This is a genomic window from Limibacter armeniacum (assembly GCF_036880985.1).
Lineage (GTDB): Bacteria > Bacteroidota > Bacteroidia > Cytophagales > Flammeovirgaceae > Limibacter > Limibacter armeniacum.
Window position 1 is genome coordinate 255,986 of the sequence record NZ_JBAJNO010000003.1, and the last position, 24,086, is coordinate 280,071.

Genomic DNA, 24,086 nt, shown 5'->3' on the forward strand with positions numbered 1-24,086 from the left:
AGTACAAAGCGCCGCTTCTGATATAGAAGTGGCGCTTTTTTATATTTAATCACCTGAAGTCTTGGTATCTTCTGGTTTGACTCTTGGATCTCCTTTCAGGTAATTCTCTTCCACAGCCTTACTGATATATACCATGGTTGATTCAATTCGGCGGTGTCTTGCATGTCGCTGAACATATTCCAATGGATAGCCTTTGTTAATTAGCAGCTGTAAAGCTGTATGGCGTAGTGAATGTGGAGAAACCCTTTTGTCTTTGTGGATTCCTGTCTCTGCCAATACCTGCTTGAAAATCTTGAAAGCCTTGCTCTTGCCTGTAGTAGGGAACAGTTCAGGGCCTGAAAGCGGAACTTCACTGATATATTCTTTGAAGTATGCAGCCGAAGTTTCACTAAAGTTGACAGCCTGCTTGTTGTGTGTACCTTTACCTTTTACATATATAACCCTTCTGAGGTGGTTGACATCACTGACCAGCATACCACAAGCTTCCGATATACGAAGTGCCTCATAAGCCATCAGGCTGAATAGTAATTTCGTTTCTGAATCAGGACAGCAGTCAAGGAAGAAATCACGCTCCTCATCGGTAAAGGCATCCTTATAATACTGATTGGCATCTTCCCTGAAAGACTTAAGCATGGTAATGTCACGCAGCATGTGGATGTCTCCATCAGAAAACTTGTACTGGAAACTGGCCTGAAGGCTATCCCTGCGTTCAAGAATCCATTTAGCTAGTGACTTGAAAATGGAGATATAACGGTTTTTGGTAAATACGCCGTCTATGCTTTCCGTGTATTGGATAATGGATTCAGGAGCCAGAAAGGGCTTACCTGTATCAGAACACCACCTTGCATAGTTATTCAAGGCATAGGTGTAGTTTCTCCTTGTTGGAATGTGTGCAATACTGCTTGTAAACTTCAGGATAAGTGGTGTTTCAGAAGCAGGACCTTTTTCCAGATCATAAATAAACTCACGGTATCCCATGTTTTCGCAGTAAAGAATAAACTTCCTCAGGATGGATTTCATGGATTTTTTCAGCTGTTGGGCACTCGCATAGATATTGAAGCTCACTTCATCCACACCCTGTTTATTCTCATGGCAATGGCGAAGGAACATATGGGCTACCCGCAAATAATTCTCATAGCGACCATTTCCTGTGGAAAGAAACTTTTTGTATTCTTCCAACAGACGAGATGCCTTTATCCGTGTTGAACCTGTAGAGAGCTGCTGATTATTCTGTACCGTTAGCATAATTAACAATCAAGGAAAAAATATTACCAATTGAATACGAAAGAACAAAAAGAAGTCAATACTCACAAATAAAATTGGAGTACTTTGGGCTACAATTTATCATTCTAACGGCTTGAGATCCCCCAATACTGTTGGAATAAGCTCTGACACAGTAGGATGTATATGCATGGCATGTGTAATCACCGTATAAGGTTTTTCTGAATACATCACATCTAGCAGTGAGTGGATCACCTCATCTCCACCAACGCCCAAAATGGTTGCCCCTATAAGCTTTTGGGAGTCTTCTTCTACCAGTATTTTCATAAAACCATATGTCTCTCCTTTTTCCTTAGCCCGAGCAATTCTTGACATAGGCCTTTCTCCTTTCAGTACTTTTTTGCCACTTTCTTTAGCCTGCTGCTCATTCATGCCAACTCTAGCCAAAGGGGGATCCATATACAATGCATAACATGTAATACGGTCACTGACTTTTCTGTCAGTGTTTTCGAGCAAGTTGTCAGCAACGATCTCATAATCATTGTAGGCAGTGTGTGTAAAAGCCCCTTTTCCATTGCAATCACCTAGTGCCCAAACACCTTTTACATTGGTTTCCAGTTGCTCATTGACTTTGATAAAGCCTCTTTGGTCCGTTTCAATACCAGCTTTGTCAAGCCCAAGGTCATCAGTATTAGGAGTCCTGCCGACAGCCAAAAGCAAGTGGGAGCCAATAATATCAGAACCGTCCTCGTCACAATTTACTTCTACCTTGATTTTATCTCCCTTCTGTGTAGCCTTGATACATTCTGCATTTAGTCTGATATTTACGCCTTCTTTTTGCAGAATTTCCTGAACAGCTACCGATACATCCTCATCCTCTCTTCGGATAAGCCTGTCACTCATTTCCACAATGGTTACTTGACTGCCAAACCTGCTGTACATCTGCCCGAACTCTATACCTATATAACTGCCACCTATAATAATAAGGTGTTCAGGTACAAAGTCTATATCCATAATACTGCTATTCGTGAGGTATTTGACCTCTCTTGCCCCTTCTAAAATCCTTGCTCTTCCACCAACATTGATATAGACTTTGTCAGCTTGTAACTGTTCATCTCCGACAGCAATAGTATGTGCGTCTATAAACCTGCCATGCCCTTCATAAACATCTAAGTTTTTCATCCCTTTGAGTGCATTTTCAATTCCCTTGGTAGATTCCTGCACAATCTTGTCTTTTCGAGCCTTCACCTTTTTCATATCCACTTTCACATTGCCTTCAATAGCAACGCCAAGTTCAGAACTGTTACGGCTAACATGGGCGGCACGAGCACTCGCAATTAGGGTTTTTGTGGGGGTACAACCATTGTTGACACAGGTACCACCATAAAACTTTCTTTCAATGATGGCTACTTTTTCACCTTTTCCGGCAAGCTTAAGTGCCATTGAAGGACCTGCTTGACCTGTACCGATAATGATGGAATCGTATTTTTTCATGTAGGTAGGGTTTGGATGTAGTGAGTTGAGGTGTAGAAACTAAGCGAAACTTTGTCTTTATCAATTTAGTGAAATCAGCTTTTAAAGTAAGGATGGATGTCCAATCAATTTAGATGTAACAATTTTTTGGGAAGCGTTATGGATAAAAATCACTTATCATAAAGCAAGAATATGGCAATGATTAAAGATGTAAAGCTAAAGTTTGCTTGCCCGAAAAAGCTTGACGAAATGAAGCAAAGGGATGGAAAGTACTTCTGTGACCAATGTTCAAAACAAGTAACAGACTTCATGGAAAAAACAGAAGAGGAAATGAAAGCAATATTGTCTGCGTCCTCCACTTCCATTTGTGGTATCTTCAATGTGAAGCAAGTAAGTAGTTCGTTTCTAAAGTATGCAGCAGCTACCTTATTAACATCTGCTATAGGACTACCAATAAAGGCTCAAGAATATCCAGTTGAAGATACTGTAGCGGTTAATGAGGGTACTGATATCGTTTTTGGAGAAATATTGGAAACCCAACCAATTTTGAAAGGAGGATATAAAGACCTAATTGAGTCAGTGAAACGTGAAGTAGCACTTTCAGTAGACTTAAAAGAAAAGGTAAGAGTATATGTACAGTTTACTGTCGATACTCTTGGCAACCCCAAAGATTTTAAGGTAGTAAGAGGATATACTGAGGCTGTAGATAAAGTAGTTTTGAAATCTCTTTCTTCTAAGAAAATGAAATTTGAACCTGGAAGACAAAGTGATATTCCTGTAGCAATGGAGGTAATAATCCCTATAATTATAGATCCTAAAAGGAAGGGAGGTATGCACTAATAGTCAATTATAAGAATAAAAATATAATTACAACAAAGCCTATAAAAATACAGCATTAGCATTTAAAATAGTAGGTTTGTAGAAGTAAGTTATTGTTAGTGTTACTAAGACAATACTTTAGATATAATTGGAACGATATTAAAATGAAACAAATATTAGCTATTATCATTAGTTCAGTTTTCATAACCTCTTCATGCTCAACTAATATCAAGAATAAAGAAGCAAAAATAGAGATTGAAAAAGGGACCGAGATTGACTCATCGAAAATTAAAGGAAAGGTCACTACAAACCCAGTAGTTAGTCATCAAGTACCTAAAAAACTTCAACATCAATTAAAACCTCTATTAAATGCGAACTCAGAAGATTCTATAATAGGTTTTTGGGTCGGGTATTTTGAAAAAGATGATGACTCCAATGGATATTTAAGTGAGAATGATCTATATGTAGATGATGGGTACTATTGGAGAAGAGAAAATAAAATCAATATATCAATTGATAATATTCAAGATACAATCGTTACAGGTCATAGTGTAGTTGCAGGAAATGACAGGCCTTTTAATGGAACTGTTAAAGAAGATTCAATAGGAACCTTATTTTTTAAAGTAAAAGAGCCTGGTAATGATAAATATGATGGTGAATTTACCTTTAAAATTGAGGATAGCGTTTTAGTTGGAACATGGAAAGCCTACAGAAAAATTAATATCCAAAAAAGGAAATATGATTTAAGAAGAAAAAATTACACCTATAACCCTAATATCAATCTTGAAAGAGCCAAAGTATATATTGATTGGAATAAAAAGATTGGTACTAGTAATGAACCTGACCCAGATGATGAATTTGGTGGTTGGGTGTCTAATGAATTTTCATCGGCAACGAACAAAATATATGAAATCAATGCTTCTAATACTGTTCTAAATAAAGCTGATGTTGAGAACCTAAAGAAAGGGGATTTGTTAATAATCAGAAATACAATTTATGCAAGGCATGGTTATTCTTTCAAAAAAAGACCTTTGAGAGTATTCTTTGATGCTCAAAGTTGGTATATACCTGTTCACACTGATATTAGACATGAATTCACTGAGATAGAAAAAAACAACATTCAGCTTCTCCTAAAATATGAGAAAAATGCTGAAGAGTACTATGATTATTTTGGACGAGGTTAAACTGTAAGATGAAATTCTCCATTAGTCTAATTGGGAAAATTACGTACTATACCATGGTCGCCTACTTTGGCTATTTAATGTGCTTAATAACTATCCAGTACATTCCTATTGATGATAATGTAGCTTTTTTAAATATCAAAACTGAGGAGATTAAGTTAGACTATTATAAAGTCGCTTTCTTCTCTCATGTTTATACAAGCTTACCAATTTTGATACTTGGGATATTGCAGTTCTCAAAATTATTAAGAGTCAAGTTTCCACAGCTACATAAGAAATTTGGATGGGGATACGTATTACTTATCCTGTTAATTTCAGCACCTTCAGGCTTTATTATGGCTGTGCATGCGAATGGTGGAATTTGGAGTAAAACATCTTTTGTCTTGCAAGCTATCCTATGGTTTTCTTTTACACTTAATGCGTTAATACACGCACTAAAGCATAATTGGAAAGAGCATTTCAACTCAATGCTTAGAAGTTTTGCTCTAACTTTATCTGCTATCAGTTTGAGGTTATTTAAATGGATTATTGTTTCAACTTTCGCTTTACCTCCTATGGATACTTATAAAATTGTTTCTTGGTTGGGCTGGGGTGTAAACATCTTGATTGTTGAAATCTATATTATAAGTAAAAAAGCAACTTAGCAAGTTCTGAAAGGCATTGCTAATGAATCAAAACCCATTGCTAAAAGGCTTGTGATATCTTCAGAAAATTGCATCTTCTAAGAATTTAACGATGGAAACGTACAAGTTTCTAAGTACTTAATAGGTAGCGAAAAGTGCTATGGGCTGTACCTGGGACATTAATATCCAGCTAATGAAAATACTGGAAACCAAAAGATTATATCTCAGAGAAATGACACCGGATGATGCAGAAGATATTTATCGACTAAATCTGGATTGGGATCATATTAAATACACGGGTGATAAACCATTTGAGAGTATTCAAGAAGCAAAACGGTTTTTAGAAAATTATAGTCACTATAGGACTTATGGATTTGGAAGGTGGGCGGTAATTGAAAAAGACTCAGACAAATTTCTAGGTTGGTGTGGACTTAAATACACTCCTGAATTAGAGGAATATGATATTGGATTTAGATTCTTTAAGGAGTATTGGAATAAAGGAATTGGAAGCGAAGCAGCTAAAGCATGTCTTGACTATGGGTTTTCGAAGTTTGGTTTGACACGTATTGTTGGACGTGCAATGAAAGATAATTTAGGATCAATTAGGGTACTTGAAAAAATTGGACTAGAGTATTTGGGTGAATATGATTTTGATGGGGAAGCAGGTGTTATTTATGAAATAAAAAAATTGAACAAAGGAAAGGTTTAGTCAGCACTGAGGAAATTGGAGTGTATTTATTTTACTACAGGGATGCTTGAAAAAGAAACAACGATTAATGAATAGGTTGGTTTCCCGAACTTCTAGCAATATTTTTGGATGATAATTCTTTTTGGACTTGTGTCTGCTTTAATACAGACCTTTAAATATGCAGAAGTATGAAAATGATTACAATGGCGGGGGTTCTGTCTATCCTTTTTGCTGTAAACCTTTTTGGACAGTCATCAGTAGCTATCACAATCGATGATGTACCAAATACTGTCAAGTTTGAACGGGATGGTTTTCATTCAAAGCTGATGGATAAGCTAGATTCCATGGATATTCCCGTGGCTATTTTTATCAATGAAGGACTCTTGTTTAAGACAGATTCAATGGTTGAGAATTTCGCCTTGCTGAATGAATGGGCAAAACGGGAAAATGTTACTTTGGGTAACCATACTTTCAATCACTCAAGTTATTCTGAAGTAGGCTTTGATACATTCAAGCTAGATGTAGATAAAGGAGCATACCTGACTCAAGAGCTATCCACTAAATATCAGAAAGAGCTAAAATACTTTAGGTTTCCTTACAATAACTTGGGTAAAGACTCCCTGCAACATCAGGAAATAAAGGACTACTTGATAGGTCAGGAATATATAATTACACCTTTTACAGTAGAGAGTTCTGATTGGATGTTCAGCTACATTTATGAGCATTACTTGAAGGAGGGAAAGAAAGAAGAAGCCAAAAGGGTAGCAGAGACCTATATTGAAAAAACACTGGCGTATTTTGATTTCTATGAAGCCATGGTAGCCGAGCAATATGGTAGGAAAATCAAGCATATTTACCTTTGTCATGACAATAGCTTGAATGCGGATTATCTTGAAATCCTGATTACAAAACTGAAAGAAAGGGACTACAATTTTATCAGCCTTGATGAGGCGATGGGAGACAAGGTTTACCAGCAAAAGGACTTGTACACAAAACAATGGGGAGTCTCTTGGCTTTACCGTTGGATGTCAGACAATAAAGAGAGAACTAAGCTGATGAAACAAGAACCTGATATGAGTGCAATACAAGAGGAATACAAAAAGATAACATCAAATACAACTCCATAAGACTTGCCAAGCCCTTCCAAAATGGAAGGGCTTTATAATTGTATATTATTACTTGCCTTATTAAGCCCAAAATCATAATTTATATAAATGTTCTCACAGAATTGTGCAGAAAATCAGCCATAACTAACTTGGGTTTGCCCCAACACGATTTTATCTCATAGATTAGCCTATCCGATTTATTAACATGTTAAAAGCAGCCACACCTTATACCTTACATCAGTTTGATGTAGAGCATCAGATTCTTTACACGAGTGCACTTAGGGATACAGCCCCCTTTGTGGCAACGGATTACTTCAAGGAGTTAGATACTGTACATATGTGTCTTATGAAATATAACCCCCGATATTGGTTAGTGGACTTTCGTTTGCAACTGGTTTATTTTTCTCCTTTGGAAGTCACAAAACATACACCACGATGGAAACTGATCCTTCAGGATACAGTTCTGGAAAGAGTGGCAATTATTGCTGATAATAACAATAATGATTCAGTTAATTATGCCAACCAAGTAGTATTAGAGTTGAGTCACCTGAACGACTCATTGCCAATCGACATTCAATATGGACGGTTTATATTGAAGCAAGATGCTATGAAATGGCTGCTTGGGTAAAATTATATCAAGAAATCGATGAACCTTAACCTGATTTGAAATGCAAAAAACTGTAACCAATTTCTTCTTACATCATTTTGATGACGAGCATTTGCTGATGCATTCAGAAGGAATGTCCTCCATGGTTCCATTTACAAGGACGGAGTATCTGCATGAAGTGGATATTACCTTGTCGTTACTGTTTAAGTATGACCCACAAGGTTGGTTGATTGATTTTACCAAACACGTTCGAAAGTACTCCTCAGATGAGATTGCCAGAATCGCTGATATATGGGTGCCAGTACTTCAGGAGACCCACCTAAAAAAAGTAGCGTATGTTGTAAAGAGCGATTCTTTCTCTACAGAATATGCAAACAACTTACTCAATGAAACCAAGCAGCCACAGAACAGTTTGCCTATCCATTTTCGCTGGTTCCATGATTGGGATGAAGCGATGTTCTGGTTGTTGTAATTAGTACCTTTATTAATGCCTTATCGAGGCTTACTCCTGTTTTGTCAGGGGTAAGCCTTTTTTGTTTTAGCCATACGATAGTATAGATAAAGAAAGACTGCCTAATGAACTTGCCAATATTTTAGGGATTCTAAAATGTGATTTTTTGTAGGAAATACACTTTTTAACCTGTCGCTTTCTATGTAGTTATTCCAAAATTCACTATTCTGAAAAAATATGAATATAAGTATTGGTAGTTAAACTATGCCATTAATGCAGTTATAGGGTGGTTTTGGGCATACTGATACATTCCCAAAAAAATGCTATACATATGTTAATTTATGAATAAACACTAACAGCCTATTTTTTCAGATTTGACTATTCCATCGATGCGAATAACCCAAAGCTGTTGACTAAACCCAACACTAAAAACGACAACACATGTTTTAAATAATTGTACTATCATGTATCAGAAACTACGATATCATGGCTACTCTACAGGCATGAAACTGATCGCTACCATAGGAGCGCTCTTGCTTTCAACTGCCTTGATGGCTCAAACAAAAGTAACAGGAACAATCTCCACAGAAGCAGGCGAACCACTGCCGGGGGTGAACATCATGATTGAAGGAACTACCAAAGGTGTAATCTCTGACCTTGATGGGCGATACAGTGTATTGGTATCAGAAGGAGAAAGCGTTTTGGTAGTAAGTTATATAGGTTATGTAACTCAAAAAATTGAAATCAACGGACGAAGCGCTATTAACGTCTCACTGGCTGAAGATATGGAAGCCTTGGAGGAGGTAGTAGTAGTGGGTTACGGTACTGTCAAGAAAAAGGATCTGACAGGTTCCGTGGCGGGCGTTGATGCAGCTGTATTGGCAGAGAGAGGAACTACCAGCCCGATTCAAGCACTCCAAGGTAGTGTGGCAGGTGTACAGATCAACAACTCAACGGGTCGTGTAGGTGATGGATTCAATCTGACCATTAGGGGTAAAAACACAGTGAACAGTAGTGCTAACGCACCATTATATGTGGTGGATGGAGTAATCACAGATGGTATAGACTTCCTGAACCCTCAGGACATTGCAAAGATTGACATCCTAAAAGATGCCTCTTCAGCAGCAATTTACGGATCAAGAGGTTCCAATGGTGTTGTTTTGATTACGACTAAAAGTGGAGCATCTATTCCAAGTGGTACAACTGTTTCATTCGACACTTTTTATGGCACTAAGAATCCGGCAAGACTGCCTAAGATGATGAGTCCTGAAAAATGGAAGTACTACCATATGTCAGCTTATTTGGCGACTAACTATTCGGAAGGTATGACATCTGAAGAGTTTTATGACAAAGTAGTATCGCCAAGTAAGAATGCTGTTCTGCGTGAGCGTATGGATAACAATGATGGCTATGACTGGTATGATGCAGTTTTGAAGCCAGGTATGCAGTCTAACAGTTACTTGTCAATTACGCACAGAAATGGCAGGTCTTCTTATACGTTAGGTGCAGGCTACCAACAGGAAACGGGTAATATTGAGAATGAAGGGTTGGAGAAGTTCACACTACGATCAAGCATTGATCAGGAAATGAGTGACAGACTGAAAGTAGGGGGTAGTTTTGCAATTTCACTAAGCAATATTGAGAGAGGTAGTAAGGATGCCATGCGTGATGCTTTTCGTCTGAACCCATTCTTGAGTCCTTGGGCAATAGATGAAAATGGAAATGAAATTGAAGGGGAGTATTATGCACAGCCAGGTAAACTTCAGTACCCTGATGGCACTTCTGCAGCTGACAAAACAAGTACATACAACCCACTCTTACAGATTGATAACTCTAGTGATGAGACAAGACAATGGAACTTGTTGGGAAATATCTATGCACAGTATGACATCCTAGACTGGATCAATGTAAAGTCAGCGCTTTCAACAGGATTGAAAACCTATAGAAGAGGTGAGTTCTGGGGAGTTCTAACGGAAGTAGGGGCGAATAATAATGATTTAGCTTCTTCTGCCATGACTAACTATGAGAACTTCAACCTTACTTGGGATAACCAAGTAAATATCAATAAAGAAATTGGAGATCATAGCTTCAACCTATTGGGTTTGCAGAGTATTTATATTGATAGAACAGAAGTATCGGAGTTTGCTTCTACTGACCAGCCGTTTGAAACTGGCTTCTATAACATAGGGTCAGGTGACATGGCTACACATAATATCAATAACTATTTCAGACAGGCTCAACTGGCTTCCTTTGCAGTTCGTGCTAACTATACTTATAAGGATCGCTACTTATTGACAGTGACAAACCGTTGGGATGGTGCATCTCAATTGGCAGAAGGTCACAAATGGAATGCTTTCCCTTCAGCTGCATTAGCATGGAGAGTAAGTAATGAGAATTTCATGAAAGGAGTTGATAAGATTTCTGATTTGAAACTAAGAGTGAGTTATGGTACAACAGGTAACCAGAATATATCTCCTTACTCGACCTCTAACACGTTGGATGTACAAACATACTATGACTTTGATGGATCTGCTGCAAATGGTTGGGTAGCTTCTTCCATTGCCAACAAGGCACTGACTTGGGAGAAAACAAAGGAGCTTAACCTAGGGGTAGATTATGATTTATTCTCACATAGAATCAGAGGTAGTATTGATTGGTATGACCGTCTGTCAGATGGATTGTTAGTGCAACAAAAACTACCTTTTGAATCAGGCTTTGAGTCTATTGCTGCAAACTCTGCATCAGTTAGAAATACAGGGGTAGAATTGATGTTGACTACAACGAATGTTCAGTCAAGACTAGTGACTTGGGAGACTATATTTACATTTACTAAAAATACAAACTCAATTGAATCTCTTTATGGTCAGTCAGAAAATGATGACGTAGGAAACGGATGGTTTATTGGTGAGTCCATTGATTCACATTATAACTATCAGTTTGATGGTATTTGGCAACCTGGTCAGGTTGATGAGGCTAGTGCTTACAATCAGGAGCCAGGTCAGGCCAAGGTTAAAGATATCAATGGCGATGGTGAAATCTCACCTGAAGATGATAGGGTAATCTTAGGTTCTTCTAACCCTGACTGGACAGCAGGTATTATCTCAAGATTGAATGTAGGTAACTTTGATTTGAACCTGACTATCTCAGCAGTAGAAGGAGTGTTGGCATACAGTAACTTCCACGCCAACTTTGAAGATGTTCGTGATAGAGGTCGTCAAAAGCTGGATATCGCAGATTGGTATGTACCTGAAAATACAGCAGGTATTCAAGCTCAATATTCCAACTCTTACCCACAACCTAGAAATGCAGGTACCTATTGGAGAAATGATGGTGTAGGGTACTACAAAGATGCATCTTTCATTAAAGTAAATAATATCTCTCTAGGATACTCTTTGCCAAGTAATGCACTGTCTAGATTGAAACTTCAGTCAATGAGAGTATATGTAAATGTATTGAATCCATTTGTGATGACAGACTATACAGGCTGGGATCCAGAATGGGCTGAAGCATCTTTCTCTGTAGGTAGAGTGAGTAACATCACAACACAAATTGGTATGAGTCTTAAATTTTAATCTGTATCAAACATGAAAAAGATATTAATACTGATGGCGTTGGGGTTGTTTACCATCACGTCATGCGATGACTTTCTGGAAGAACAGAATAAATCAAATGTAACAGCTGAAGAGTTTTATGTAACGGAGGAAGGCTTTAATGCATTGGTGAATGCCAACTATGCCTCACTTCGGGAAATATATGGACAAGATCCTTGGCTTTTTGTAGCGGGTACAGACCTGTACAGAGAAGGCAGAGACCAAGCGCCTACAGGTTTGAGTCAATATACACAGTTGAACCCTTCTTCAGAAGGAGTAGATTTTCTATACTCAAACTGCTTCAAGACAATTCAGCAGGCAAACACAGCATTGCACTATGCTGAACTTACTGAGCAAAATAATATGATTCCTCAGTATGTAGGTGAGGTAAAATATATTCGTGCTACAGCTTATTTCCTTTTGGTGCAAACCTATGGGGGTGTCAGTAAGATTGATGCCATTTTGGAAGAAGCGATTACGGAATATGAAAGAGAGTCTGCTGAAAACATCTATGCTTTTATTATTCAGGATTTAGAGCAGGCATTGGCAGCTGTAAAGGATGGTGCGTTTGACGGGAGAGTGAATAAAAAAGCTGTTCAGCATATGCTGGCAAAAGTTCACTTGACTAGAGCATATGAGTCATTTGCAGCAGGTGATGACTTTGCTAAAGCAGCAAGTTATGCAGATGCAGTTATCGGAGGGCAACCACTTTCTCTTTCTTTTGAAGAACTGTGGACGCCTGGTAATGAGATGAACTCAGAAGTGGTTTTCTCGGTGCAGTTTAGTTCTGGTTCAATTGGAACAGCGGATAACAGATTAGGTAATCAGCAACAAGGTTTCTTTGGCCCATACTTAGGTGGCTCTGATGTAGCAGGCGATGCACCTTGGAAGTCATACAACCTATGTCCGACAAGGTTTGCGCTAGACCTTTATGAACAAGGTGATGAGAGATGGGAAGGAACATTTATGACAGAAGTATACGATCGATACTATGACTATTTTGATGTGGATGACCATTCAGAATTAACAGTAGCTCACTTCTATGCACCTTCATGGTTTACTGCTGAAGACGAAGCCGCTTATATGGCCGAACATCCTGAGGCATCTTATCACGCATATGGAACGCATGATCCAGATGGTGCAGAAATCTTGAGTGATTATACCACAATTATTGTGAAGAAGTTTGATGACCCTGAATCGAGATTTGGAGGTAGAGGAGACAATGGTAGAGTAAGTGCACGTGATTTTGTTGTATCAAGATTGGCAGAGACTTACCTGATTGCCGCAGAAGCATACCTAGGCGTTGGCAATGCAGCAGTAGGGCTTGATCGCTTGAATGAAGTAAGAAACCGTGCAGGTGTAGCACCGGCAGCTGCAGCAGCGTTTGATATCGACTACATTTTGGACGAAAGAGGCAGAGAGCTATTGGGCGAGTACCACAGATGGTTTGACTTGAAGCGTACTGGCAAACTGCTTGAGCGAGCATCTGCTTACAATAGCCTGATTGAGCCTTCTAACTTTGATGGTAGCAACGGTGAGAAGAAAATCCTGAGACCGATTCCACAGCAGGCAATTGACTTGAACCAGAATAAAGGTTTCCAACAAAACCCAGCTTACCAATAAGCATAAGTTTTTTTAGATATAGGGGCAGGCATCAAAATGCTGAGCCTGCCCATTTTTCTCCATAACTGCTTGAGCCAATGGTTCAGGACTGGAACCTTTTTTCCTTTATTCAAATAATCTGAACCTATAACACCTTTCAAAAAGGGATTTTTCAAATGAACAGACTGCTATATAAAATGCTGATTTTTCATGCTGCCATGCTTATCAGCTGTCATGTTGATGGTCAGGGACTGGCTTTTCCTGAAGCGGAAGGTTTCGGAAAGTCCACCACTGGTGGCAGAGGGGGGGAAGTAATGGTTGTAACCAACCTGAACGATAGTGGAAAAGGGAGTTTGAGAGAAGCAGTAAGCAGTTCTGAGACAAGGATAATCACTTTTGCTGTAGCAGGGAATATAGCCTTGGAATCTCCGCTTGAGATAAAGCATGGCAACTTGACAATAGCGGGTCAATCTGCACCGGGAGATGGGATCTGTATTAGAAACTATCCTGTAAATGTAAAAGCAGGTAATATTATTATCCGTTATCTGCGAATCAGAATGGGAGATGAAGCCCAAGTTGAGGGAGATGCCTTGAGCATAAGGAAACAGAAGGACATCATTGTGGATCATTGCTCTTTCAGTTGGGGTACCGATGAAACCGCTACTTGCTACGACAATGAAAACTTCACACTTCAGTGGTGTATCATTTCGGAAAGTCTGAACAGCTCAGTGCATAAGAAAGGTGAGCATGGATATGGAGGTATCTGGGGAGGGAAGAAAGCTACTTTTCACCATAACCTGTTAGCACACCATAAAAGCAGGAACCCAAGGTTTTGTGGGGCAAGGTACCACCGAGAGCCAGAAAAGGAGATAGTGGATTTCAGAAACAATGTGATTTATAACTGGAAAGAGAATAGCTCTTATGGTGGTGAAGAAGGGAACCATAACATGGTAAGCAACTATTACAAGCCAGGTCCCGCAACTTCCAATTCCAAGTTCAGGATTATGGATCCATTCAAGCCCTACGGCAGTTACTTCTTGTCCGGTAATGTGTTTACTGCGAACGCTGAAATTACAGCAGATAACAGTAAGGGAATTACAGGAGGAAACCTACGACAAACGCCAGTGCTTAGTGAACCGATTCATCAGCAAACAGCTGAAGCAGCTTTTGAAAGTGTGCTTTCACAGGCAGGTGCGTCTCTTCACCGTGATCGCATCGATAAGCGTATTGTCAAGGAAGTTTTGGAAGGAAAGGCAACTTATGGAAAGTCAGGAATCATTGATTCACAAACAGAAGTTGGGGGGTGGTGTGAGCTGAAAGCAGGAGAAGTGCCAACAGATAAGGACTGTGATGGAATGCCCGATGATTGGGAAATATCCAATGGACTAGACCCCAATAACCCAGATGATCATGCAGGTAATAACCTAAGTGAATCCTACTCAAATATCGAAATCTATCTGAATCAATTATTGGAAATGAAAAGAGATGAAAAGAATTAATATATGCGTGATGCTCCTTTTCCTTTTTGCCTGCAGTAGCCAGTCAGGAAATAGGAAGCAGTCAGCAGAAGCAACATTAACAGCACCAACAGTACCTCTTTTTGTTCAGATGAGTGATGCTGAACTGAAGAGAAACCCAGACCCAAGACTGATTGACTTCAGGGAAAAACCAAAATGGGAATACACTAACGGACTGATCTGCTTAGCGGTACTTCAGGTATGGCAAAAGACAGGAGATGAGAAGTATTACAATTATGCCAAGAGCTATGCAGACTCAATGATCAGGGATAATGGTTCGATCCTGACTTACAAGAAAAGCGATTTCAATATTGATAGGCTCAATGCAGGTAAGTTCCTTTTTACACTGTACAATCAGGAGTCAACCGACAGGTACAGATTGGCTTTGGATACTTTGAGAAGCCAGATGGAGGAACATCCTCGTACTGCAGAGGGAGGTTTCTGGCATAAGAAACGCTATCCGAATCAGATGTGGCTGGATGGTTTGTATATGGGATCACCCATGCTGGCACAGTATGCCGCTGAGTTTGAAGAGCCTGCCTTGTTTGATGATGTGGCACAACAGTTTTACCTGATCGACAAGTACACTTGGGATAATGAAAAAGAGCTTTTCTATCATGGTTGGGACGAGAGTAAGACACAACGTTGGTCTAATCCTGAGACAGGTGTTTCTCCTCATTTCTGGGGGCGTGGCATGGGATGGTTGGCAATGGCATTGGTAGATGTCTTGGACTATTTCCCTGAAGACCACCCTAAGCGTGAAGTGATTTTAAATATTCTGGACAAGATGGCTAAATCGGTAGTCCGCTATCAGGATGAGGAAACAGGAGTCTGGTGGCAAGTATTGGACAAGGCACATGAAGATGGAAACTATCTGGAAGCCTCTTGCTCAAGCATGTTTACCTATTTCTTGCTGAAGGGAGTGCAGAAAGGCTATCTGTCAGATGAGTACAAACCTGTTGCTGAAAAGGCTTATAAAGGTGTCGTTTCTCAATTTGTGAAATATGAAGAAGACGGAACCGTGAGCCTGACCAATATCTGTGGCGTAGCAGGATTGGGAGGTACGCCCTACAGGTCAGGTACTTATGAATATTATATCAATGAGCCCAAAAGGGACAACGACCCAAAAGGTGTCGGACCATTTATCATGGCTTCATTGCTCTATGAGACACAATTTGCAGATCAGAAAAACGCAGCACTTTGAAGAATTTCATTTTCATATTTATAATGATTTGGTTGTGGCTGGTAAGTTCCCCGGTTGTCCATGCTTCAGTTCAGTATGATTTTGTGGTAGCAAAGGACAAGTCCGGGGACTTCACGACCATTCAGGAAGCCATTAATGCTGTTCCTGATATCCGGAAAGCCGTAACAACTATTTTTATCAAGTCAGGAGTCTACAAGGAAAAACTTATTCTACCAGCCTCCAAAACCAATGTAATGATGATTGGTGAGGATGCTTCCAAAACCGTGATCACCTATGATGATTATGCCAAAAAGTTGAACCGTTTTGGAGAAGAAATGGGAACCTCAGGTTCATCTAGTTTCTATGTTTTTGGAGATGGGTTTACAGCCAAGAACCTGACTTTTGAAAACTCATCGGGGCCTGTTGGTCAAGCTGTGGCAGTGCGGATAGATGGCGACAAGGTATTGTTTGAAAATTGCCGTTTTCTTGGCTTTCAAGATACTTTGTACCCCCATGGCAAAAACAGCAGACAGTATTACAGGAACTGTTATATCGAAGGTACCACAGACTTTATCTTCGGTTGGTCCACTGCAGTTTTTGAACAATGCGAAATCTTTTCGAAAAAGGGCGGATACTATGTAACGGCAGCCAGTACAATTGAGGGTGCTCAAAATGGGTTTGTCTTTATTGACTGCCGATTTACAGGAGATGCACCCGAAAAGTCAGTGTACTTAGGGCGACCTTGGAGATCTTTTTCACAGACTGTACTGATTGATTGCACATTGGATCAGCATATCAAGGAGGAAGGTTGGCACAACTGGAACAAGCCTAATGCAGAACAGACGGCCTTTTATGCAGAGCATAATTCCAAGGGGACTGGCGCAGCACCATCAAGTCGGGTAGCGTGGTCGCATCAGCTTTCAGATGCGGAAACAGAGAAATACACATTGGAAAACATATTGGGTGATTGGGAACCCAATATCAATTCGAACTAAAAATGTCTGTAAACAAAATTGTCCATATCGCCTTCACTTTTTTGCTGGCAGCATACGGAGGTGCTGTTATGGCTCAACATGACAGTCCTACGACCTCCAAGGTGTGGGTAGCCGATCAAGGTGATGGAACCTATAAAAATCCAATACTGCATGCCGATTACTCCGATCCTGATATTTGTAGGGTTGGTGAAGATTACTATATGACAGCCTCTAGTTTCAATGCAGTTCCAGGCTTACCGATACTTCATTCCAAAGATTTGGTGAATTGGGAACTGATTGGACATGCATTAAAGAGACAGCCTCCATTTGAGCACTTTTCAGTCCCTCAACATGGAAATGGCGTATGGGCACCCGCTATCCGCCATCATAATGGACAGTTTTATATTTATTATGGAGACCCTGACTTTGGCATTTATATGGTCAAATCAGATAACCCCGCAGGTCCTTGGGAAACCCCTATTTTGGTACAGGAAGGAAAAGGGCTAATCGATCCATGTCCATTTTGGGATGAAGATGGAAACGCCTATCTGGTACATGCCTTTGCAGGTAGCCGAGCAGGGATAAAAAGTATTCTAGTGATCAATCAAATGAATAAGGAAGGGACTCAACTGTTGGATGAAGGGACCATTGTATTTGATGGACATGAAGAACACCCAACAGTGGAGGGACCGAAGTTTTACAAGCGAAATGGCTACTACTATATTTTCGCACCAGCCGGCGGTGTTTCAACTGGATGGCAATTGGTACTAAGGTCAAAAAACATTTATGGGCCTTACGAAGAGCGTATCGTGATGGCACAGGAAGATACACCCATCAACGGACCACATCAGGGTGGTTGGGTGGAGACCGTATCGGGAGAATCATGGTTTGTTCACTTTCAGGATCTTGAGGCGTATGGACGTATCGTGCACCTACAACCGATGAAATGGAAAAGTGACTGGCCTGTAATTGGAGAGGATAAGGATGGAAATGGTACAGGCAAACCGGTTTTATCATATAGAAAGCCGACAGTAAAAAGTGAAATACAGCTAAAGACTCCTCTAGACTCGGATGAGTTTGATAAAAATAAACTAGGTCTTCAATGGCAGTGGCAGGCAAACCCTAAAGCTACTTGGGCATTAGCCAATGGAGCAAAAGGATACCTACGACTTTATACTGATATGCTTCCCGATACGGCTACAAGTCTGTGGAATGCTCCTAACCTGTTGCTTCAGAAGTTTCCGGCTTCTGCTTTCAAGGCAACAACCAAGGTTACTTTCTTTCCAAATAACAAAATGCAACATGAGCGAACAGGACTGATCGTAATGGGAGAAGACTATGCTCATTTATCAATGATCTCAAAGGCGGATGGCATTTACCTTATTTATGCGACGGCATCTGATGTTAGGCATGGAAACAAGGAGAAAGTAACAGTAATCAGAAAGCTAAAGGAAAATCAGCTTCACCTGCGGGTAACCGTTTCAGGAAAGGGCAAATGTAGGTTCAGTTTCAGTACGGATGGACAGGCATTTACAGAAATAGATGAGGCGTTTACAGCAAAACCGGGAAGATGGATTGGTGCTAAAGTAGGCATCTTTGCCCAAAGGGAAGCGCAAATAAATGACTCAGGATATGCCAATTATGATTGGTTCAGGTTTGAGCCTGTAGATGATATTTAGAAATCAAAGAAACCATATTTAGACATGAGAAGAAAGGCAATAATATTGATGTGCTTCTGCCTTATTGGGCTGAATGCATGGGCACAAACTGACCTTTATAAAGGGCTGGAATTTAAGATGTCTCAAGTAAAGGAACCATTATTTCCAAAGCATATGGTCAATGTCAAGGAGCATGGAGCTGTAGGAAATGGATTGGTTGATAACACGGAAGCATTCAGCAAAGCGATTGATGCCGTAGCGAAAAAAGGAGGAGGGACAGTACTGATTCCAAAAGGGATTTGGAAGACAGGGCCAATTAGCCTGAAAAGCAATATTCGTCTGCATACAGAGAAAGGCGCTTTGGTGATATTTGATGACGATTTTGACAAGTATCCAGTCGTGGAGACAAGTTATGAAGGTTTGGAAACATACCGTTGTACTTCTCCAATCAATGGCAAGAACCTTGAAAATGTTGCGATCACGGGAGAGGGTGTTTTTGACGGTGCGGGAGATTCATGGAGATTGGTCAAAAAGTCAAAATTGACTGCTGCACAGTGGCATCAAAAAGTAAAGTCTGGAGGGGTTGTGAGTGATGATGGCAATACATGGTACCCGTCAGAGCAGGCAAAAGAAGGAGCCAAATCAACAGGAAATTTTGGAGTGCCAGACCTGAAAACATATGAGGAGTTCTTGGAGGTAAGAGACTTCCTGAGACCGGTAATGGTGAGCTTGGTTGGGTGTAAGAAAGTATTGCTAGACGGACCCACTTTCCAGAACTCTCCTGCATGGAACCTACACCCGCTGATGTGTGAGGATGTGACACTAAGAAACCTGACAATCCGTAACCCTTGGTATTCTCAAAATGGAGATGGCTTGGACTTGGAGTCTTGTAAAAATGTGGTAATCCATGACAACAGCTTTGATGTGGGAGATGATGCCATTTGTTTCAAGTCTGGAAAGAATGAGGACGGCTTGAAGCGTGGTATGGCAACTGAAAATGTGATCGTCAAAAACAATACAGTATATCATGCTCATGGTGGTTTTGTAGTGGGAAGTGAAATGTCAGGCGGTGTAAAGAATGTGCACGTATCCAATTGTACTTTTATAGGAACAGATTGTGGACTCAGGTTCAAGAGTACAAGAGGTAGAGGCGGTGTTGTAGAGAATATCTACATCTCCAATATTGAAATGGTCGATATCAAAACGGAGGCTATTAGGTTCAACCTTTTTTATGAGGGCAAATCACCTGTGCTGGAAGATGGCAGTTTCAGCAACGAGCGAGTGAAGGCACAACCAATTCCGGTGACTGTTACAACACCGTCTTTCAGGAATATCTATATAAAGGACATCACCTCAACAGGTTCGGGAGCTGCTGCATTTTTTCAGGGATTGCCGGAAATGAAATTGAAAGAAATCCATATGGAGAATGTAATGCTGGAAGCTTCAAAAGGAATCACGATGATTGATGCCCAAAACATCTCATTGAAGGGGGTAGAAGTGCTACAAAAGAAAGGTCCTGCGTTGATCCTTTTCAACGGAAAAGATATCAGTTTGGACAAGTTTGAATGTAACATTACAGATCAACCATCTATCAAGGTGTTTGGAGATGAGAGCAATAAGATTGAACTGAGCAACTCCAAGATGGAGACTTCAAAGCTTCATTTGGGTGAAGAGGTAAACGCCAATGCAGTTCAGATCAAGCACCCGAAATCAAACTAAACGGGGTATCAATAACCTATATTTTTTACTGCTGTAAACCTTATAATGATGACTCGATACTTAAATACAATTGCTGCTTTGGCTATCGGAACCTTTGTTGTTGCAGGTTGTTCTTCCAAAGCTGAGACGGATACTTCAAGCCGTCCGAACTTGGAGATCAGCTTGACCAATCCGCTAACGTCTGAAAGGACAGAAGTGGTGGAGGTTACAGGATTTGAAGCAAACAGTCCGTTGGCTAAGCATGCCGTAGGTATTGTAAAAGTGGATGGGAAGGAAGTGGAGTATATTGATGTGGATGGAGACAAACAGGTCGACAAACTGCTTGTGAAAGCCACTTTCAAACCGGAGGAAACCATCCGGTTGAATTTGGCAAAAGAAAAAAAAGTACCCAATGGTGTGACAGGGCTTAAAAAAACACAGGCTGAAATTTCCCATAAAGAAGGCGGAGAGTGGAATGGTAGAAAATATGAAGGAGGAGAGTTTAAAAATGTAAAGTCACTGCGTGTGCCTGAGTCGCATACAGACCACTCATATTATATCAGGTATGAAGGACCTGGCTGGGAGAATGAGCAGATCGGGTACCGCTTTTATCTGGACTGGCGAAATGCCATCGATATATTCGGAAAGAAGGTTGATACGCTTGTCTTACAAAATGTAGGGCAGGATGGGTTTGACTCTTATCATGAGCCTTCCGGTTGGGGAATGGACATTCTAAAAGCCGGAAAGTCTTTGGGAATCGGTTCAATTGGACAGTACATCAACGGAAGTGTAGCACATTTTGAGCAGACCGATTCAGTTACTTGTAGCATTACAGAAAACAACTGTCTCGCTTCTTCCATTACAACATCATACTTTGGTTGGGAAACGTCAGCTCAGAAAGCAGACCTGACTTCTGTATTGAATATCCAGTCATCAGATAGAGCAGTAAAACATGTAGTGACCACTAACCAAGCGCTTGAGGGCTTTTGTACTGGAATCGTAAAACATGAAAAAGGAGATAGAATAGAATCGCTGATAAGCTCCAACGGATGGGTGTACCTAGCAACTTACGGTGAACAAAGCCTTGCGGAAGATAAGCTTGGTTTGGCAATTATATTTAATACCAAAGATGTTCAGCAAGTTGTAGATGGGGAACATGACCACCTGTTGGTTTTCAAACCTACCACAGCGCCTATTACCTATTATTTGTTAGGTGCTTGGGAACAGGAAAAAAATGGGATTACATCGCGAGAGAAGTTTGTCAGTTATTTGAATGAAAGAGTCAACAGGTTAAATAACCCAATTGAGGTACAGCTTAACTTCAATGGTCAATAAGTTTAGTAGCAGAACAGATGATCAAAATCAATAATACCTCTCCTTTTGGGAGAGGTTTTTTTGTTTGCCCCCTTTCAGTGATGGGAAAATCAATGTTAAGTAGTGAATTGTTGCATTTTTCTTAGAATGTTTAGCATATTATTATCTGAAAATAAACCAATTCAAAATTTCATGAAAAATACATTTACAAGAAAATGGCCAATTCTGCTGACAGTCTGTTTGGGAACAGCCTTGGCAGGATGCAATGTCAGTGAGCAGGATAAGCCAGCAACACTGTCAGAGAATCAACTATTGAATGAATGGAAAGGTGCATACCAAGGGTTGCCTGCTTTTGACAAGATGAAGCTGGAAGATTTGAAACCTGCACTGGAAGAGGCAATGGCAATGAACCTGCAAGAGGTTGAGACAATTGCTAACAATACGGAAGCGCCCACATTTGAAAATACGATTGTGGCAATGGAAGGAGCAGGTAAGGCATTGGATAGGGTGCTGACCTATTATTATATATGGAGTAGCAACCTTTCCACTCCGGAGTTTAGGGAAATCCAAAAGGAAATGGCTCCAAAACTTTCAGATTTTCGCTCCAAGATTATTCAGAATGAGCAGCTGTTCGACAGGGTGAAGTCCATTTACGATGCATCAAAAGAGGCACCATTGGAGGCAGACCAGCAAAGGGTTTTGGAATTGACATATTCAAACTTTGCCATCAATGGCGCGGAGCTCGATTCTACAGGGAAAGCACGATATGCAGCAATCAATAAGGAGCTTTCTGAGTTATATACCAATTTCAGCAGCAATGTACTGGCAGATGAAGAAGGGTATGTGACATACCTTACTGAAGATCAGTTAGGAGGCTTGCCGGAATCATTGGTAAAATCGGCAGCAAAAGCCGCAGCAGACCATGGGAAAGAAGGTATGTATGCAGTTACAAATACCCGCTCGTCAATGGATCCATTCCTAACCTATTCGGATGAAAGGGAATTGAGAGAGCAGGTTTGGAAAAACTATTATTCAAGAGGGGATAATGGTGATGAGCATGACAACAATCAAATCATCACAGATATCCTGAAACTCAGAGACGAGCGTGCCGAGCTTTTGGGGTTTGACAACTTCGCACAATGGAGATTGCAAAACCGTATGGCGAAGACACCAGAAAATGCCATGACCATGATGCGTAAGGTGTGGCCTGCTGCCGTAGCCAGAGTAAAAGAAGAAGTGGCAGACATGCAGTCAATTGCTGACCAGCATGGAGATGGCATTACCATTGCGCCTTGGGATTACCGCTATTATGCTGAAAAAGTAAGAAAAGCCAAGTATGACCTCGATTCGGATGAGGTAAAGCAATACCTGCAACTGAGTAAGTTAAGAGAGGCCATGTTCTTTGTGGCAGGTGAGCTGTTTAACTTCAAGTTTACGCCAGTGCAGGAAGGTTCAGTTCCTGTATTCCATGAGGATGTAAAAGTTTGGGAAGTAACTGACAAGACCTCAGGTGAGCATATCGGGCTTTGGTACCTAGACCCATATGCAAGACCTGGCAAGCGCTCGGGTGCTTGGGCTACCACATATCGTTCACATACCACATTTGAGGGTAAACAAAATGTATTGAGTTCCAACAATTCCAACTTTATAAAACCAGCACCGGGTGAAGCAGTACTGGTTTCTTGGGATGATGCAAGAACGTTCTTCCATGAGTTTGGTCATGCGTTGCACTTCCTTTCATCAGAGGTGAAATACCCAACACTGAATGGTGCTGTTCGTGACTATATTGAATTCCAGTCACAACTGTTGGAAAACTGGTTGCTGACAGATCTGGTAATCAATAACTACTTGGTGCATCACAAAACAGGTGAACCGATCCCCATAGAACTGGTAGCCAAGATTAAAAAAGCATCTACTTTTAATGAAGGCTTTGCTACAACTGAATACTTGGCCTCAGCACTGATGGATATGTATTACCATACTACAGACCCTGAGACAATAGAGCCAGATGCATTCGAAAGAGAAACGTTGGAGACGTTGAATATGCCAGAAGAGCTGGTGATGCGTCACCGTTCTACACATTTCAGCCATATATTCTCGGGCGAAGGTTATGCAACAGGGTATTATGGTTATATGTGGGCAGACGTGTTGACTTCCGATGCTGTTGAGGCATTCAAGGAAACAGAAGGTGGTTTTTATGATAAGGAGTTGGCAGCAAAAATGGTTAAATACCTGTTTGCTCCTCAAAACACCCTTGACCCTGCAGAAGCCTATAGAAAGTTCAGAGGCAGGGATGCAGATATCAATGCTTTGATGAGAGAAAGAGGCTTTCCAGTTACAGAAATGTAATGTAAACCTATTGGAATAAAGAAACGGGTTGC

18 protein-coding genes are annotated in these 24,086 nt (G+C 40.5%); 16 read left to right on the forward strand and 2 right to left on the reverse strand.

Going from position 1 to position 24,086, the window contains the following annotated elements; all coding sequences use genetic code 11:
* Positions 1 to 45: 45 nt before the first annotated feature.
* On the reverse strand, positions 46 to 1,245 hold the full coding sequence (locus V6R21_RS03355; RefSeq protein ID WP_334240890.1) for a tyrosine-type recombinase/integrase: 1,200 nt from the start codon (positions 1,243 to 1,245) through the stop codon (positions 46 to 48).
* Between the two features lie 99 nt (positions 1,246 to 1,344).
* Entirely contained in the window at positions 1,345 to 2,715 is a 1,371-nt protein-coding gene (locus tag V6R21_RS03360; protein ID WP_334240893.1) for an FAD-containing oxidoreductase, read from the reverse strand.
* A 171-nt stretch (positions 2,716 to 2,886) separates the two neighbouring features.
* On the opposite strand from V6R21_RS03360, the gene V6R21_RS03365 reads away from it, so the two are divergent.
* The 16 genes from V6R21_RS03365 (at position 2,887) to V6R21_RS03440 (ending at position 24,054) form a co-directional block, all read left to right on the forward strand.
* A complete protein-coding gene (locus V6R21_RS03365; RefSeq protein ID WP_334240895.1) occupies positions 2,887 to 3,534 on the forward strand; it encodes an energy transducer TonB in 648 nt (215 codons plus the stop codon).
* A 143-nt stretch (positions 3,535 to 3,677) separates the two neighbouring features.
* Positions 3,678 to 4,697 (forward strand): YARHG domain-containing protein, encoded by a 1,020-nt coding sequence (locus V6R21_RS03370; RefSeq protein WP_334240896.1) that lies wholly within the window; start codon positions 3,678 to 3,680, stop codon positions 4,695 to 4,697.
* Between the two features lie 53 nt (positions 4,698 to 4,750).
* Positions 4,751 to 5,338, forward strand: coding sequence for a DUF2306 domain-containing protein (locus V6R21_RS03375; protein WP_334240898.1), 588 nt, complete (start codon positions 4,751 to 4,753; stop codon positions 5,336 to 5,338).
* Positions 5,339 to 5,510: 172 nt separating this feature from the next.
* Positions 5,511 to 6,026 carry a GNAT family N-acetyltransferase gene (locus V6R21_RS03380; protein WP_334240900.1) on the forward strand — a complete coding sequence of 172 codons (516 nt, stop codon included), beginning with the start codon at positions 5,511 to 5,513 and terminating at the stop codon, positions 6,024 to 6,026.
* 167 nt (positions 6,027 to 6,193) lie between these two features.
* Positions 6,194 to 7,132, forward strand: a complete 939-nt coding sequence (locus V6R21_RS03385; RefSeq protein WP_334240903.1) for a polysaccharide deacetylase family protein — start codon at positions 6,194 to 6,196, stop codon at positions 7,130 to 7,132.
* A 184-nt stretch (positions 7,133 to 7,316) separates the two neighbouring features.
* Entirely contained in the window at positions 7,317 to 7,739 is a 423-nt protein-coding gene (locus tag V6R21_RS03390) for a hypothetical protein (protein WP_334240905.1), read from the forward strand.
* 40 nt (positions 7,740 to 7,779) lie between these two features.
* Positions 7,780 to 8,190: a hypothetical protein gene (locus V6R21_RS03395; RefSeq protein WP_334240907.1), complete on the forward strand. Its 411-nt coding sequence runs from the start codon at positions 7,780 to 7,782 to the stop codon at positions 8,188 to 8,190.
* A gap of 443 nt (positions 8,191 to 8,633) precedes the next feature.
* Positions 8,634 to 11,741: a SusC/RagA family TonB-linked outer membrane protein gene (locus V6R21_RS03400; RefSeq protein ID WP_334240909.1), complete on the forward strand. Its 3,108-nt coding sequence runs from the start codon at positions 8,634 to 8,636 to the stop codon at positions 11,739 to 11,741.
* 12 nt (positions 11,742 to 11,753) lie between these two features.
* Positions 11,754 to 13,382 (forward strand): RagB/SusD family nutrient uptake outer membrane protein, encoded by a 1,629-nt coding sequence (locus tag V6R21_RS03405; protein WP_334240911.1) that lies wholly within the window; start codon positions 11,754 to 11,756, stop codon positions 13,380 to 13,382.
* A gap of 155 nt (positions 13,383 to 13,537) precedes the next feature.
* Positions 13,538 to 14,860 carry a pectate lyase family protein gene (locus V6R21_RS03410; RefSeq protein WP_334240914.1) on the forward strand — a complete coding sequence of 441 codons (1,323 nt, stop codon included), beginning with the start codon at positions 13,538 to 13,540 and terminating at the stop codon, positions 14,858 to 14,860.
* Positions 14,847 to 16,082, forward strand: coding sequence for a glycoside hydrolase family 88/105 protein (locus V6R21_RS03415; protein WP_334240916.1), 1,236 nt, complete (start codon positions 14,847 to 14,849; stop codon positions 16,080 to 16,082). The genes V6R21_RS03410 and V6R21_RS03415 overlap by 14 nt, the downstream gene beginning before the upstream one ends.
* A gap of 23 nt (positions 16,083 to 16,105) precedes the next feature.
* Positions 16,106 to 17,056: a pectinesterase family protein gene (locus tag V6R21_RS03420; RefSeq protein WP_334241021.1), complete on the forward strand. Its 951-nt coding sequence runs from the start codon at positions 16,106 to 16,108 to the stop codon at positions 17,054 to 17,056.
* A 2-nt stretch (positions 17,057 to 17,058) separates the two neighbouring features.
* Positions 17,059 to 18,714, forward strand: a complete 1,656-nt coding sequence (locus V6R21_RS03425) for a glycoside hydrolase family 43 protein (RefSeq protein WP_408612968.1) — start codon at positions 17,059 to 17,061, stop codon at positions 18,712 to 18,714.
* 24 nt (positions 18,715 to 18,738) lie between these two features.
* On the forward strand, positions 18,739 to 20,412 hold the full coding sequence (locus V6R21_RS03430) for a glycoside hydrolase family 28 protein (RefSeq protein ID WP_334240917.1): 1,674 nt from the start codon (positions 18,739 to 18,741) through the stop codon (positions 20,410 to 20,412).
* 48 nt (positions 20,413 to 20,460) lie between these two features.
* Complete coding sequence (locus V6R21_RS03435; RefSeq protein ID WP_334240919.1) at positions 20,461 to 21,726, forward strand: DUF4861 family protein; 1,266 nt, start codon at positions 20,461 to 20,463, stop codon at positions 21,724 to 21,726.
* A gap of 171 nt (positions 21,727 to 21,897) precedes the next feature.
* Positions 21,898 to 24,054, forward strand: coding sequence for a M3 family metallopeptidase (locus tag V6R21_RS03440; protein ID WP_334240920.1), 2,157 nt, complete (start codon positions 21,898 to 21,900; stop codon positions 24,052 to 24,054).
* Positions 24,055 to 24,086: the final 32 nt, after the last annotated feature.